The organism is Herbiconiux moechotypicola (genome assembly GCF_024979255.1).
Lineage (GTDB): Bacteria > Actinomycetota > Actinomycetes > Actinomycetales > Microbacteriaceae > Herbiconiux > Herbiconiux moechotypicola.
Window position 1 is genome coordinate 122,664 of record NZ_JANLCN010000001.1, and the last position, 14,736, is coordinate 137,399.

Here is a 14,736-nt window from a genome sequence, read left to right on the forward strand (position 1 = left end):
TGCTGCGACGGTGGGCTCAGCCGGGTGACGCCACCCCGAGCAGCAGACGGTCGGCGTAGGAGATGTGCTCGGCCAGGGTGCGGTCGACGCCCGTGCTCGCCGACACGCTGCTCCAGGTGTGCATCGCCATGCGGAGGGTCGAGCCGATCGAGAACACGATCGCCCACGCCTGATCGCCCGGCACGATGTCGTCGGCGGTGAGGGGGCTCGGGCCGCCCCGCGCCTCCTCACCGAGCAGCCGCTCGACCTCGCGGGCGAACTCGGCCTCGATGGCGCCGAGCGACTGGAAGTCTTTGGCGAGCAGGTGCGGGTTGGCGCTGATGAGCAGGCGCTTCTTCTCGACGAAGGCGGGCGAGCCCATGTCGAACGACTCGAGGTGCCCCAGGATGGCGGCGAGCACCTGCGACCTCACCGAGGAGCCGGGCCGCCACGCGACCGAGGCGAGCGAGGGCGGGGGGAACGCCCGCGAATTGCCGAGCACCGCATCTTCTTTGCTGGCGTAGTAGTTGAAGAAGGTGCGGCTCGTGACATCGGCCGCCGCGCTGATGGCCTCGACCGTCACCTCGCCGAGCCCCTGCGCCAGCGCGAGCTCGACCGCGGCCACCTCGATGGCACGGGCGGTCTCGCGCTTCTTGCGCTCGCGAGCACCCGAGGGTGCGTCGGCTGGTTCGGTGAGGGTCACATCCGCAATATTTTCACATCACGAAAGATTTCGCAATGCGAAAGTTTAGGCGAAGCCGGAAAGCCCGCTACAGCGACGATGCGGTCGGCGCGTTGGGCTCGTCGAGCGGCACCAGACCCGTCGTGCTGCCCGCGATGGTGGCCAGATGCTCGATCCACTCGCGGTTGAGCGAAGGCTCGCGCGACCCGCGGAAGCGGAACTGCAACGGGATCGACGGATCGAGCCAGAGCGAGATGCGGCCGCCCCCCGAGTCGCGGTGCATCTCCCACGAGAGGGTGAACGACTCGCGCCGGCGGAACTTCGTGACGATCACCACGCGCAGATGCGCGAGCAGCCGATCGTCGAACTCGAACTCCGACGCCTGCGGCCCGTAGACCAGTGTTCCCACCGAGTAACTCCTTACGCGATTTCCCTCATCGCCGATGGTAACGGAATCCCAGGCCCGAGCGGATTATCCTGGAGGCGGAAGGAGGCGCACGATGGCCCGCAACCGCTCACGCCTCCCCAAGTGGATCGCGACGGGCAAACCGATCGTCGCCCCGCCCCCGCTCCCGCCCGAGGAGCTCGAGGCCGCGGTCGACGACGGGCTGCTGATCGCACGGTTCTCGGCCGTGCTCGCGCTCAAGAACCGGCTCATCGTGTCCGCCCTGCGCGACGACGAGCCGTTCGACCGCGACTCGGCGGCCCGGGCCTACGCCGCCGTCGTGGCCGACCTCGCGATCGAGCAGGACCAGAACGCCGACCACGCCGCCGAGCTGATCGACCAGGTCGAACTCGACCCCGGGGTGGCCAGGCACGAGCACGACTACAAGTCGCGCGACGTCGAGTTGCTCTCGGCGAGACGCGCCGTGTACCGCCGCGTGGCGAAGCGCCTGCGCGACGACGCGCGCGACCCCGAGGTCGTCGCCCGGGTGGTGGAGGAGGCGCGGGAGCGCGCCTGGGAGGAGATCGCGCGCGAGCTCTCCTCGCGGCTCGACGACGCCCGGGAGGTCGCCGGGGTCGTCGTCGACGACGAGTACCGCCGGCTGCGGGCCGAACGGATGCGCAGGGTGCGCGAGTTCGACCTGTGGGAGCTGGCGGAGAGCCGAGAGGCCGCCGCGGCCCGCGTCGCCAGAGCGGCGCGCCAGGCGCGGGCGGGGCACCGGCGCTCCTGATACGGTCGGCGGCATGACGACGCCCCGTGCCGCACTCGTGTACAACCCCGTGAAGGTCGACCTCGAGGCCCTGAAGGCCGCGGTCGCCGCCGAGGAGGAGGCCGCCGGCTGGGCGGAGACCCTCTGGATCGAGACCACGGAGGACGACCCGGGCCAGGGTCAGGCGCGCCAGGCTCTCGCCGAGGGTGCCGACCTCGTCATCGCCGCCGGCGGCGACGGCACGGTGCGCGCGGTGGCCGAAGAGCTCCGCGATGCGGGGGTGCCGCTCGGTCTCCTCCCCTCGGGCACCGGCAACCTCCTCGCCCGCAACCTCGACCTCACGCTCGACGACACCGCGACGGCGCTCGAGACGGCGTTCCGCGGCGACGACCGCGCGATCGACCTCGGCCTCATCCGCATCCGTCACCCCGACGGCACCGTCGGTCAGCACGCCTACCTCGTGATGGCGGGGCTCGGCCTCGACGCCAAGATGCTCTCCGCCACCGACGACGAGCTCAAGGCGAAGGTGGGGTGGCTGGCCTACGTGAAGGCGATCGCGCAGGTGCTGCGCGACAAGAATCAGCTGCACATCCGGTACAGCCTCGACGGCGGGCCGAACCGCTCGGTGCGGGCGCACACGATCATGGTGGGCAACTGCGGGTCGCTGCCCGCGAACATCCTGCTGCTGCCCGAGGCGGCCGTCGATGACGGGGTGTTCGACATCGTCGTGCTGCGGCCCGAGGGCTTCGTGGGCTGGGTGCAGATCATGGTGAAGGTGTTCTGGGAGAACGGCGTGCTGCGCCGCAACACGGTAGGGCGCAAGCTCATGGGCCTCACGAAGGAGGTGCGGGCGCTCAACTACCTCAAGGGACGGGAGCTCGTGCTCAAGCTGCAGCGCCCCGAAGAGATCGAGCTCGACGGCGACCCGTTCGGCGAGGCCGTCGCCGTGAAGACCTGGGTCGACCCCGGCGCGCTCACCGTGCGCGTGCCGCGCGAACAGTAATCAGATCGGACGCGACCGGCAAGCCCCTCTTTGCTCGCCTCTATAGTCACTAGTCTTTCTAACAATAAGAACGACTCAGGAGTGGAGGCGCAATGTCACTCATCGCGATGCCCGTGGCGGGCACGACGGCCGTCGAGCCCATCCGCTGGTCGACGCCGGAGACCAAGCTCTGGGTGGGTACCCGGGCGGGGGAGTACGCGGGCATGATCGAGTACGTCGACGGGCACTTCGTGGTGGTGGGGGCCACCGGCCGGTCGCTCGGCAGCTGGAGCGACCTCGCTCAGGCGATGACCGCGGCCGAGTCGGGTCGCGGCGGGCATCGCGTCTCCGACGCCCTGCTCTCCAACGTCGCTCTCGCCTCCGCGGCCGTCGCGGTGTCGATCGCGGGCCTCGGCCTCACGATGCTCGCGGCGTGACGACCCGGCTCCTCCGGCGCCCCGGCTGGCGCGCGTAGTCGCGGGCGCGCGACGAGGAGAGTGCGATGAGGATGAGGATGTCGAGCGAGAGCCCGACGAGACTGGTGTTGAGCGTGATGGCCTCGCCCTGGATGTGCTGCACCGCCACGATGACGATGTTGGTGAGGCTGAAGCACATCACAAGGATGCGCGCCACGTTGCTGCCTCGTAGCACGGCGATGCCGAGCAGCAGTTCGGCCACGAGGAACACCAGCGCGAAGGCGACGAACACCCAGAGCACGAGATCGCGGTCGAAGAGCTCGTCGGCGTCGGAGCCCACCTCGATCACGAGCAGCTGCTTCACGCCGTCCCAGTCGAGCAGCACGGCGAGCACGATGGCGGCGGGCACGAAGGCGCGCACGAGCACCACCACCGCGCCGAACAGGGTCGGTGTGGGGCGGCGCAGGCGCACCGGTGTGTCCGTCGTCGTCGACGATGCGGTCGCGGCACCGGCGCCCGGCACCACCGTCGGCTCGGCCGCCACCATGGCCTGAGCCGCCGCGGAGGGAGTGACGGCGCGCAGGTCGATGACGGGCAGGTCGCCGTCGGTCACGATCGCGTCACCGCCCCCGTTGCGCGAGTGGTAGCCCGTCGCGAAGTCTTTCAGCACCGTCACGGCGACCGCCGCATCCGCCTCCTGCACCGTCGACACGATGTGGTCGCGCTCGACGTCGGTGTTCTCGTCGATCTTGTGGGTGATCTGCAGGGTGAACAGCGAGAAACCGACGGCGCGGTCGTAGGTGCCGGCCGCGAGCCAGTCGGTGTGGTGGCCGCCGGGCAGCAGCCAGCCGTCGGGGCAGCGCCAGAAGCGCACGTGGTGGCGCTTGGCGGGGTTGCCCTTCACCTCCTGCTGATAGGCGAAGTCCTGGTTGCGGCCGAACAGCATGAGGGGGCTCACCGGGGCCTCGTCGTAGCTGCGGCGCAGGAGCGTGGAGGTGACGATGCGCCAGCCGCTGCGCAGGGTGAGGTCGTCGGCCCTCGTCCAGCCGGCGGCGAGCATGGCCGAGTGCAGCTGCTCCTCGGAGCCGAGGAGGCCCAGGTTCACCGGGTCGCCGAGCAGGCCGTCGCTCGTGCGGGTGCGGCCGATGAAGTAGTTGGGCACGTAGATGTTGGTGAGGATGCGGTGCAGGCGCGGCAGCGCGATGTAGGCCACCAGCGCCCAGAACACGAGATAGAACCAGATCTGCGCCCAGCCCGAGGCGAAGCCCTCGTTCAGCACGAGGTACGCCAGCCACACCACGGCCACGCCCGCCACGACGAAGAACAGGTTGTCGAACAGGGCGTTCAGCGAGAAGCCGCGGCGGCGGCGCAGGCCGATCTCGGTGGCGCGCACACGCGTGTCGTCGCCGGGCGGCGAGCTGTGTGAGCGGGGCATAGGGACACGATACCGTCGCGGTCAGGCCGCGCGGGCGGGCCCGTCGGGGTCGGGGACCTCGGGGGAGACGTCGCGTACCGAGACCCTCGGCACGAGTGCCCCGGCCACCACGAGCAGCACCCCCGTGATCGCGATGGCGAGGAAGACCGCCGCCGACGCCGCGATGACGGCCGCCGCATCCGGATCGCCGGTCGTGCCTCCGGAGGAGGCGCCGATGATGCCGTTCGCCACCGCCCCGAACACTGCGACCCCGACCGCGCTGCCGATCGAGCGGGCGAAGAGGTTCGTGCCGGTGACCACGCCGCGCTCGTTCCAGGGAACGCTGGACTGCGCCGAGATGAGGCCGGGGGCGGCGACGAGTCCGAAGCCGAACCCGATCACGAAGCATCCCACGGCCACGACCGCGATGGACGGGTGCTGGGCCGTCGCCGCGAGCAGCACCGCGCCGGCGAGGGCCACGACGGTGCCGAGCATGATCGTGAACCGGAAGCCGAAGCGGCCGTAGAACCGGCCGCTGACAGTGGCGGCGGTCGGCCAGCCCAGCGTGAGGGTGGCCAGCGCCAGGCCCGAGACGAGCGGCGACACGTCGAGCGCGCCCTCGAGGTAGGCGGGCACGTAGGAGGTGAGGCCCATCATCATCGCGCCCACGCCGAGGCTCGTGAGGGTGGTGGTGAGGATGAGGCGGCGTCGCAGCACGGCCGGCGGCAGGATGGGCTCCGCCGCCCTGGTCTGTACCACGGCGAAGGCGGTGAGCGCGACCGCGGCGAGCGCGAACGAGCCGATGCCCGGCCAGGAGGCCCACTCCCAGGCCTGGCCGCCCTCGAGCAGACCGAGGATGAGTGCGCTCATGCCCACCGTGAGCAGGGCCGCGCCGACGAAGTCGATGCGGTGGCGCTGCGGGCGCACGCTCTCGTGCAGGCGCCGCACGATCATGACGGCGGCGAGGAGGCACAGCGGCACGTTGACGAAGAAGATGGCGCGCCAGGAGAGGAATTCCGAGAATACCCCGCCGAGGGTGGGACCGACCACCGCCGAGACGGCCCAGACGCTCGCGATGTAGCCCTGCACCTTGGCGCGCTCGACCACCGAGTAGATGTCGCCGGCGATCGTGACCGCCATCGGCTGCACCGCCCCCGCCCCGAGGCCCTGCACGGCCCGGAACACGATCAGGGCGGGCATGCTCCACGCGAGCCCGCAGAGCACCGACCCCAGCAGGAACAGGCCGATGCCCACCAGGATGATGGGCTTCCGCCCTAGGGTGTCGCTGAGCTTGGCGTAGACGGGCACGGAGACGGCCTGGGCGAGCAGATAGATCGAGAACAGCAGAGGGAACTGGGCGAAGCCGCCGAGCTCGCCCACGATGGTGGGCACGGCCGTGGCGAGGATGGTGGAGTCGATCGCCACGAGGCCGGTGGTGACCATGAGCGCGATCAGCACGGGTCCGCGTTCGGAGCGGAAGCCGACGGGGTTCGGGGTGCGGCCGCGCGGCCCGCCGGGCCCGCGCCCGGTCGCGGCGTTCAGGGACGTCGCGCGAGGGTGACGCGCGTACGGTAGGGCAGCTCGTAGCCGGTGCGCCCGGCCAGGGCGGGATGCGCGTCGAGTAGCTTGTCGAGGCGGTCAGCGAGCTCGTGCCGGGCGGGTGGGTCGAGGGCGATCACGGAGCTGCGGGAGGCGACCAGGGCGTGCATGCCGTCGCGGTCGAGGGGGAACCTCCAGTCGAACTCGGCGAACGCGTCGCGCACGAGCGGGTCACCCAGCGGCGGGTGGACGGTGTCGAACTCCTCGGCGATCGAGGCACCGATCACCTCGGTGAGGGCCTGCACCCAGGGCACCCGGTGGTCGCGCACGTTCCACACCAGGGCGAGCACGCCGCCCGGGCGCAGCACTCGGGCGATCTCGGCGGAGGCCGCGACCGGATCGACCCAGTGCCAGGCCTGTGCCATGGTCACGAGATCGGCCGAGGCGGCGCCGAGCGGGATGCTCTCGGCGGTGCCGGCGAGCGTGGTCACCTCGGGGAGCGCGACGGCGAGGCGCTCGCGCATCTGCGGGTCGGGTTCGACGGCGGTGACCTCGGCGCCCTCCGAGACCAGGGCACGCGTGAACTTGCCGGTGCCGGCTCCGAGGTCGACGACCTCGACGCGGCCCGCCGCTCCCGGGTGGTTGCTGCCCTGCCCGTGGGCCGGCGCGAGCTCGTCGGGGGAGGTCGCGGCCAGGATCCACTGCACGGCGTCGGCCGGGTAGCCGGGACGGCCCTGTTCGTACGCCGCCGCCTCGGCCCCGAAGCTCTGCGCCAGCCGTCGATCCTTCACACCCCCAGTCAACCACCCCGTGCCGCCCCTGGGCGCCCGGAATGCTGTGACGGGCGGGGCTGGCGAGGCGGGTGGGACCGCGTACGGTGGGAGGGGGCCGCGTGGGTGCGCGGCACGACGAACGGGGGAGAGCGGATGCGCAGGTCGGCACGGGTGGCCCTCGCCGCCGTCGTCGCCGCCGCGATGCTGTTCGGAGGGGGTGCGGTGGTGACCGGCGGGGAGAGCACGTCGACGAGCACCGACGCCGACCCCACGCCGCGACCCCGCCACTCGGGTGTGGCGAGCGACGACGCCCTCGCGCCCTCCGACCCCGCGGCGACGACCTCGCCGACGGCACCGGAGACGGCCACGCCGGGAGACACCGGCGGCGCGACGGGCGAGACGGGCACGACCGCCCAGCCGCCCGTATCCGGAGACCGCGCGGGAACGCTGCCGGGCCGGCTGCACACCGAGGGTTCGCGCATCGTGACGGCCTCGGGCGACACCTACGTCATCAAGGCCGCCGCCTGGTTCGGCCTGGAGACGAGCAACTGCGCGCCGCACGGACTCTGGACCATCTCGCTCGACTCCGGGCTCGCGCAGCTCGCCTCGATGGGGTTCAACAGCATCCGTCTGCCGTACTCCAACGAGTGCCTCGCCGCCTCGGCGACCACCTCCATCAGTGCGCAGGCGAACCCCGACCTCGTCTCGCTCACCCCGCTGCAGCTCCTGGACACCGTGATCGACCGGGCCGCGGGGTACGGACTGAACGTCATCCTCGACCGGCACCGGCCCGACTCGGGGTCGCAGTCGGCGCTCTGGTACACCGACAGGTTCCCCGAGTCGACCTGGATCGCCGACTGGACCATGCTCGCCGAGCGTTATCGCGACAGGCCCTCGGTGATCGGCTTCGATCTCCACAACGAACCGCACGGCGCCGCCTGCTGGGGCTGCGGAGACGCCGCCACCGACTGGGCCGCCGCCGCCACGCGGGCGGGTGACGCGGTCCTCGCGGTCGATCCCACGCTTCTCATCGTCGTGGAGGGCGTCGAGCGGCAGGGCGACGGCAGTTACACCTGGTGGGGTGGCGGGCTCTCGGATGCGCGGTCGAACCCGGTGTCGCTCGCCGTCCCGGGGCAGGTGGTCTACTCGCCGCACGACTACCCGCGGTCGATCTACCCGCAGAGCTGGTTCGACGATCCGGCGTACCCGGCGAACCTGCCGTCGGTGTGGGAGGAGAACTGGGGGTACCTCGCCACCGAGGGCATCGCCCCGGTGCTGCTCGGCGAGTTCGGGTCGCGGCTCGAGGACGACACCGACCGAGCCTGGTTCGAGACGATCGTGGCGTACCTCGCGGGCACCGGCATCAGCTTCGCCTACTGGTCGTTCAACCCGAACTCCGGCGACACCGGCGGGCTCGTGGCCGACGACTGGGTCACGCCCCAGGCCGAGAAGGTCGCCGCGCTGGCGCCGCTGCTCGGGCCGGGGACGGTCGTGACGCCCGCCCCTGCGGCCACGCCCGCTCCCGCGGCCACGCCCGCTCCGGCTCCCACGCCCACACCCGGCTCCGGCCCGGATGGTGCGGAGGACGGCGAGCCCGATGCGGGCGAGGGCACGGATGCGGGCAGCGAGGGCGCCGGGGACGCCGGCCCCTCGAAGCACTCGGCCTCGGCGCTCCTGCCCTGGGTGACCGCGCCGGCCGCTCCGCCGGGCGTTCCCTGGGTCGCGCGGGCACCCGCGGGCGGTGGGACCGTCGGCGACGAACCGGCCGCTCCCGATGACGCGACCGGAGAGACCGCAGAGCCACCCGCATCCGGTGGCCCCCTCAGCGCTCAGGAGGGCCGTCTCGGGGCGCTGTGGTCGGTGCAGAGCTCGTGGGAGTCGGGCTACGTGGCCGAGGTCTCGGTCACCAACAGCGGGGGAGCGTCGGGCTGGGAGGTGTCGTGGGACGACCCCGGCGCGACCGCGGTGCTCGGCTCCTGGGGCATGAGCTGCGTCATCGAGGGCACGCGCGTGGTCTGCACCGGCTCGGACTGGGCGGCCTTCCTCTCGCCGGGCCAGACCGTGAAGGCCGGCGTGCAGGTCGCCGCCCCCGCCGCACCGGCCTCACCCACCCTCGCCGTCACCGCGCGCTGACGGCAGAGCGCTCGATCAGCGCTTCGCGGGTGACGGATGCGCGAGGCCGGCGAGGAGGCGCAGTGCCCGCATCGCGAGGCGGTGGCGGGGGAGGTGGGCGAGCGAGGTGTCTCCCCGGCAGAAGCGTACGAAGTAGCGTGCGCCCGCCCGGGTGCGCAGCACGAGGTGCACGAGGGTGCGGTGCCGTTCGAACGCGCGCAGCAGCAGGGCGCCCACCTCCTGCTCGGGAGCGAGCTCCGCGGCCACGCGCGCGTCGTACCGCGCCAGCGCCGCCTCGAGGGGTTCGAGGGCGGGCGAGGAGGCGTGCGCCTCGCCCGAGGCGACGGCGCGGGCGGCGGCGGCTCCCGCCCAGGTACCGGAGCGGAGGGCGTACGAGATGCCCTCGCGCGTCCACGGCTCGAGCAGGCCTGCCGCGTCGCCCGCCACGAGCACGGGCCCGCGGCGCACGGGCGAGCCCGGGGCACGCCACTGCGTGAGGTGGCCCGAGGAGTGCAGTTCGACCGCGTCGGCGAGACCGAGGTACTCCCGCCACGCGGTGAGGTAGTAGCGGGTCTCGTCGGCCGAGCCCCTCGCCTGGATGACCCCGACCGTGAGCGACCCGGCCTTCGGGAACACCCAGGCGTAACTCCCCGCGGCCCCGCCCCAGTCCAGCCGCACGACATCGCGCCAGCCCACGGTCTCCGCGTCTCCCACCGCCCCCTCCGGCATCGCGAGCTCGTCCTCGAGCCCGAGGTCGACCCCCTCGAGCTCCACCCCCACGTGGCGGCCGATGCGGCTGTTGGTGCCGTCGGCCCCGATCACGACCCGCCCTCGCAGCACGCCCGCACTGGTCGACAGCAGCACCCCGCCGCCCCGCGCATCCGGCGTCTCGATCGACCGCACGGCGGTGCCCGGCGCGAACACGACACCGGCGGCGACCGCGGCGTCGACGAGCGCCTGGTCGAACTCGACCCGCCGCACCATCGCGAGAAAGGGGGTGCCACGACGGATGCGCTGCCGTCGCCCGAACCGCTCGGTGACGACCACCTCCGCGACGCGCGACTCGACGGTGGCCCGCACCGGCTCCGGCAGCAGCGCGAGCGACTCGCCGAGGAGCCCACCGCCGCAGGTCTTGTAGCGCGGGAACACGGCGCGGTCGACGAGCAGCACGCTCGCCCCGCCCTCCGCGGCGACGCGCGCGGCGGTCGAACCCGCGGGGCCCGCGCCCACCACGATCACGTCCCAGACCCGGTCTGCGATCGGCGGCGTCGTGGGAGAGGACATGCTCCCAGGCTAGGCGGTGCTAGCGTCGCACCCATGCGCACCCTGGCGGACATCGCCCCCGAGGGCATCCTCCTGGCCGGGGCCGGCCGCGCCATCCTGCTGCAGATCGCCCTCCCGGGAGTGGGGCGCGGGGTGGTGGAGCACAGCGATTTCGCGGCCCGGCCGATGAAGCGACTCACCGCCACGCTGAGCTACATCTACGCGCTCTCCAACGGCACCCCCGACGACGCCCGGCGCATGCGCGCCGCCGTGAACCGCGCCCACGCACCGGTGCACGGCGACCCCACCCGTTCGGCCCCGGCCTACGACGCCCACGACCCCGCCTTGCAGCTCTGGGTGGCCGCCACGCTCTACGACACCGCGATCAGCCTCTACGAGCGCACCTTCGGCCCCCTGGGTCCCGAGGAGGGCGAGCGCGTCTACCGGGAGTACGCCCGCCTCGGCACCGACCTGCAGATGCCCCTCGAGCTCTGGCCGGCCGACCGCGCCGCATTCCGCGCCTACCTCGACTCCACCCTCGCCACGCTCTCGGTCGACCCCGCCGTGAGCGGTGTGGCGACCGCGCTGTTCCGGGCCGAGAACGCCCCTCGGTGGCTGCGGGCCGTCATGCCGCTGGCCCGCTTCGTGACCGTCGGTCTCCTCCCGCCGAACGTGCGCGAGCTCTACGGCTTCGACTGGAGCGTCACCCACGAGCGGCGTCTGCGCCGCACCCTCGGGGGAGTCTCAGCCGTCTACCGCGTGCTGCCCGCCGCCGTGCGCCGCTGGCCGCAGCGGCACTACCTCGCCGGGCTCCGACGCACGCACTGACCGGGCGCTCCACCGCCCGTGCCGGTGCTCGATGGCGATCGGATGCGCGAAGCACTCGGTCACGGCCCGGGTGGTGAGCACCTCCCGGGCGGGGCCCGTCTCGCGCATCCGGCCCCCGGCCAGCAGTGCCGCGTGGGTGGTGCTGGCCGGCAGCTCCTCGAGGTGGTGCGTGACGAGCACGGAGGCCAGGGCGGGATGTGCGACGCGCACCGCGTCGATGGTGTCGAGCAGCTGCTCCCGCGCCGCGACGTCGAGCCCGGTGGAGGGCTCGTCGAGCAGCAGCAGGCGGGGATCGGTCATGAGCGCCCGGGCGATGAGGGTGCGGCCGCGCTCGCCCTGCGAGAGGGTGGTCCACGGCTCGGCGCTCTTCGCCCCGAGGCCGAGCAACTCCACGAACCCGCGGGCGCGGTCGATCTCGGCGGGCTCCGGCGTCCAGTGCGGGGGCAGCTCCACGGTGCCGATCGATCCGGTGAGCACCACGTCGAGGATCGGCAGGGCGGACCCGATCGGGTGCCGGGGGTTCACGTGCCCGATCGATCTCCGCAGCGCCTGCAGCTCCACCCGGCCGATGCGGTGACCGAGCACGTGCACCTCGCCGGAGGTGGGGTGCTGCAGCGCCCCCGCGAGGCTCAGGATGGTGCTCTTGCCCGCGCCGTTCGGTCCGATGAGCGCCCAGTGCTCGCCGGGCCGCACCGCGAGGTCGATGCGGTCGAGGATGACCTTGCCGCTCCGCACGAAGGTGACGTCACGCAGCTCGAGAACGGGCGCGGTGCTATCGTCGGAGCGATGGTCGGAGGGCGGGGGAGCGACGTGCATCCGACCATTCTGCTCCCCGCGGCGCCCGCGCTCGGCATCGCGTCGAGCCGGCGCGCATCCGTCGCGTCACGCCTCCTTCACCGGCCGGTCGCCTCCCGGTCACCTCGCCAGGCGAGGGTTCGGCCATGATCGCCCGTGTCGCCGTGGGAGCCCTCGTCACGGGCCTGCTCGCGCTGGGTGTGTGGCTGGGGGTCAGTGCGCTGGCCGCGGCGGCGCTCGACCCGGCGCGGTCGGGTGCCGTGCAGTCCCTCCCGGCGGGGTCGGTGCAGGGCGGGCTCGGCGCCGCAGCCGCCGCCCCGGTGGTGCCGGTTCCGGATGCAGAGGGCGGCGCCCTGGTCACGGCGGGTGACGGCGGTGCGGCCGTCGCGCTCGTCGACCCGGTCTGGGCGGAGTCCGTCGCTCTGGCCACCGGCATACCCCAGCGGGCGCTCACGGGGTACGCCGCCGCCGCCCTGCGACTCGCGGGCGAGCAGCCGTCGTGCGGCGTGGGCTGGAACACCCTCGCCGCGCTCGGCTGGATCGAGTCGGGTCACGGCACCCATGGCGGATCGGCACTCGACGACGCCGGGCGTGCTCAGCCCGCCATCCTCGGGCCTGCGCTCGACGGTGGAGCCTACGACGCGATCTCCGACAGCGACGGCGGAGCCCTCGACGGCGATGCGGCCGTCGACCGGGCGGTCGGTCCGCTGCAGTTCATCCCCCAGACCTGGGATCGCTGGGGTGCCGACGCCGACGGTGACGGCACCGCCGATCCGCAGCAGATCGACGACGCGGCCCTCGCCGCGGGCCGCTACCTCTGCCACTACGGCTCGCTGTCGGCGGCCGAGAGCTGGCGGGCGGCGGTGTTCGCCTACAACCACCTCGACAGCTACGTCGACTCGGTGGCCGCGACGGCCAACGAGTACGCGTCACTGGCCGCGGCCGTGCCGGCGTCCGGTGGCTGAGCCGGGGGAGAGGCCTGAGGGCGGGCTTGCGCCGGGTGCGGGCGCGGGCCTGGTCTCCGGCCGGTTCCGGCTGGGAGAGCTGCTGGGCTCCGGCGGCTCGGCGTCGGTGTTCGCCGCCGACGACCTCGACACCGGGCTGCCCGTCGCGCTGAAGGTGCTCCATCCGCACCTCTCCCGGTCGGCAGCGGCCCGGGAGGGCTTCTTCGCGGAGGCGCGTGCCGCCGAGCGGCTGCTGCACCCGAACATCGTGCGTGTGCTCGGCGTCGGCGTGCACGACGAGGCGGGCGAGTACGGCGACCCCCAGGCCTGGATCGCCCTCGAACGCGCTCCCGGTGTCACCCTCGCAGAGTTCGTGGAGCAGCGCGGGCCATTGCCGGCGGCGCAGGCGCTCGCCGTCGCCGACGGGGTGCTGTCTGCGCTGGCCTACGCCCACGCCGAGCACCTGGTGCACCGCGACGTGTCACCGGCGAACGTGATGATCGCGCTCGACCGGCGCGGCACGCTCAGGCCCTCGGGGGTGCGGCTGCTCGACTTCGGGCTGGCGGATGCGGCGGGCCGGGCCGCGGTCGGCACCGATGTGCTCCGTGGGCAGGCCGCCGACGGCGACGTCGGCGTGCTCGGCAACGTGAACTACCTCTCGCCCGAGCAGGCGCGGGGCGATGCGGTCGACGAGCGCGGCGACGTCTACCAGGCGGGAGCTGTGCTGTACTTCGCCCTGGTGGGCGCCCCGCCCTTCGTGCGCCCGACCCGCCGGGCGGTGATGCTGGCGCACCTGAGCGCGCCGCCCCCGGTGCCGTCGGTGTCGCGCGCCGGGGTTTCTCGCGCCCTCGACCGGGTGGTGGTGCGGGCGCTGCTCAAAGACCCGGCCGCGCGGTTCGCCTCGGCGCAGGAGATGCTGCTCGCGGTGCGGGCGGCCGCCACACATCTCGCAGGGGTGGCGGCGATCACTCCGGCGTCGGGCACCGAGGTGAAGACGGCCGTGCTGCCCCGCACGCGGGGAGGTGCGGCGGTGCCCCCGCTCATCGCGACGGGTACGGCGACGGTCGCCCCGACCGGCACGGGCACGAGGGCGAGGACCGCCCCTTCAGTGCAGCGCCCGATGTCCCAGCCGGAGGCGGACCCGAGGCAGGGCAGGGCAGGGGCCGCGCTGTGGCTGATCGTCGCCGCGGTGGTCGGCGTGGTCGTGGTGGCCTGGTCGATGGCGGCCGGGGGCGCGCCGAGCTCCCTCGCGGGGGTGGCGCCCTCCGGCTCCGTGGCGCAGACCAGCTCGGCTGCACCTACCGCCCCCGACCCCGTGGGGTCGTCCGACGCCGTCGGTCCGACGTCGGGTGCGGTTCCGGACGTCGTCACTGCCGCCGTCGAGACCTCCGTGCCGGCGGTCGCGGGCTCGACGTCGCTCGCGGCGCGGGCGGCGCTCGAGGCGGCCGGCTTGGCCGTGGGTGCCGTGTCGGCAGAGTTCTCCGCACTCGCCGCCGACACGGTGCTGCGCAGTGAGCCCGGCGAGGGCAGCCCGCTCACCCGCGGCCAGGCCGTGGCGCTCGTCGTCGCGTCCGGCACGAACCTGGTGCCGCCTGTGGTGGGCTCGACCCAGACCGAGGCGCAGGCGGCGGTGCGCGACGCCGGGTTCACGAGCATCCTGAGCGGCCGCGCCTCCGAGGCGCCGGCGGGGTCGGTGATCGCCAGCCTCCCCGCCGACGGTGTCGAGCTCGCCCACGGCGCCACGATCACCCTCACCGTCTCGCTGGGACCGGCCCCGGGCACGCCCGTCACGCCCACATCCTCGGCACCCACGCCGACGCCGACCCCCACCCCGACGCCCCGCTGACCGCCTTTA

The 14,736-nt window shown here is 73.3% G+C and carries 14 protein-coding genes; 7 read left to right on the forward strand and 7 right to left on the reverse strand.

Translation table 11 applies throughout. The annotated features are described in order from the left end of the window. Positions 1-16 precede the first annotated feature (16 nt). Positions 17-682 carry a TetR/AcrR family transcriptional regulator gene (locus N1031_RS00600; RefSeq protein ID WP_259477644.1) on the reverse strand — a complete coding sequence of 222 codons (666 nt, stop codon included), beginning with the start codon at positions 680-682 and terminating at the stop codon, positions 17-19. 67 nt (positions 683-749) lie between these two features. Next, a complete protein-coding gene (locus N1031_RS00605; protein WP_259477645.1) occupies positions 750-1,070 on the reverse strand; it encodes a DUF7882 family protein in 321 nt (106 codons plus the stop codon). 91 nt (positions 1,071-1,161) lie between these two features. Here N1031_RS00605 and N1031_RS00610 point away from each other — a divergent pair, with 91 nt between their 5' ends. The 3 genes from N1031_RS00610 to N1031_RS00620 all read left to right on the forward strand — a co-directional run bounded on the left by N1031_RS00610 (position 1,162) and on the right by N1031_RS00620 (position 3,234). After that, a complete protein-coding gene (locus N1031_RS00610; RefSeq protein ID WP_259477646.1) occupies positions 1,162-1,836 on the forward strand; it encodes a hypothetical protein in 675 nt (224 codons plus the stop codon). A gap of 13 nt (positions 1,837-1,849) precedes the next feature. After that, positions 1,850-2,818: a diacylglycerol/lipid kinase family protein gene (locus tag N1031_RS00615; RefSeq protein ID WP_259477648.1), complete on the forward strand. Its 969-nt coding sequence runs from the start codon at positions 1,850-1,852 to the stop codon at positions 2,816-2,818. 92 nt (positions 2,819-2,910) lie between these two features. Further along, the gene (locus N1031_RS00620) at positions 2,911-3,234 is read left to right on the forward strand and encodes a hypothetical protein (protein WP_259477649.1); all 324 of its coding nucleotides are present in this window, start codon (positions 2,911-2,913) and stop codon (positions 3,232-3,234) included. Here N1031_RS00620 and N1031_RS00625 read toward each other — a convergent pair. The 3 genes from N1031_RS00625 to N1031_RS00635 all read right to left on the reverse strand — a co-directional run bounded on the left by N1031_RS00625 (position 3,215) and on the right by N1031_RS00635 (position 6,957). Next, positions 3,215-4,648 (reverse strand): LssY C-terminal domain-containing protein, encoded by a 1,434-nt coding sequence (locus N1031_RS00625; RefSeq protein WP_259477650.1) that lies wholly within the window; start codon positions 4,646-4,648, stop codon positions 3,215-3,217. The genes N1031_RS00620 and N1031_RS00625 overlap by 20 nt on opposite strands. 21 nt (positions 4,649-4,669) lie before the next feature. Continuing rightward, on the reverse strand, positions 4,670-6,070 hold the full coding sequence (locus N1031_RS00630; protein WP_259478044.1) for an MFS transporter: 1,401 nt from the start codon (positions 6,068-6,070) through the stop codon (positions 4,670-4,672). Positions 6,071-6,165: 95 nt separating this feature from the next. Next, positions 6,166-6,957 (reverse strand): class I SAM-dependent methyltransferase, encoded by a 792-nt coding sequence (locus N1031_RS00635; protein WP_259477651.1) that lies wholly within the window; start codon positions 6,955-6,957, stop codon positions 6,166-6,168. A 135-nt stretch (positions 6,958-7,092) separates the two neighbouring features. Between N1031_RS00635 and N1031_RS00640 the strand changes: the two genes are divergently transcribed. Then, positions 7,093-9,072, forward strand: a complete 1,980-nt coding sequence (locus tag N1031_RS00640; protein ID WP_259477652.1) for a cellulase family glycosylhydrolase — start codon at positions 7,093-7,095, stop codon at positions 9,070-9,072. 15 nt (positions 9,073-9,087) lie between these two features. On the opposite strand, the gene N1031_RS00645 is transcribed toward N1031_RS00640, so the two are convergent. Continuing rightward, positions 9,088-10,335 carry a geranylgeranyl reductase family protein gene (locus tag N1031_RS00645; RefSeq protein WP_259477653.1) on the reverse strand — a complete coding sequence of 416 codons (1,248 nt, stop codon included), beginning with the start codon at positions 10,333-10,335 and terminating at the stop codon, positions 9,088-9,090. 33 nt (positions 10,336-10,368) lie between these two features. On the opposite strand from N1031_RS00645, the gene N1031_RS00650 reads away from it, so the two are divergent. After that, positions 10,369-11,142 (forward strand): oxygenase MpaB family protein, encoded by a 774-nt coding sequence (locus N1031_RS00650; RefSeq protein ID WP_259477654.1) that lies wholly within the window; start codon positions 10,369-10,371, stop codon positions 11,140-11,142. On the opposite strand, the gene N1031_RS00655 is transcribed toward N1031_RS00650, so the two are convergent. Then, a complete protein-coding gene (locus N1031_RS00655; RefSeq protein ID WP_259477655.1) occupies positions 11,059-11,958 on the reverse strand; it encodes an ABC transporter ATP-binding protein in 900 nt (299 codons plus the stop codon). The two genes, N1031_RS00650 and N1031_RS00655, sit on opposite strands and share 84 nt — an antisense overlap. Before the next feature lie 125 nt (positions 11,959-12,083). On the opposite strand from N1031_RS00655, the gene N1031_RS00660 reads away from it, so the two are divergent. Together N1031_RS00660 and N1031_RS00665 are read left to right on the forward strand one after the other, a co-directional pair. Then, positions 12,084-12,902 (forward strand): lytic transglycosylase domain-containing protein, encoded by an 819-nt coding sequence (locus N1031_RS00660; protein ID WP_259477656.1) that lies wholly within the window; start codon positions 12,084-12,086, stop codon positions 12,900-12,902. Then, complete coding sequence (locus tag N1031_RS00665; protein ID WP_259477657.1) at positions 12,895-14,727, forward strand: protein kinase domain-containing protein; 1,833 nt, start codon at positions 12,895-12,897, stop codon at positions 14,725-14,727. The genes N1031_RS00660 and N1031_RS00665 overlap by 8 nt, the downstream gene beginning before the upstream one ends. Positions 14,728-14,736: the final 9 nt, after the last annotated feature.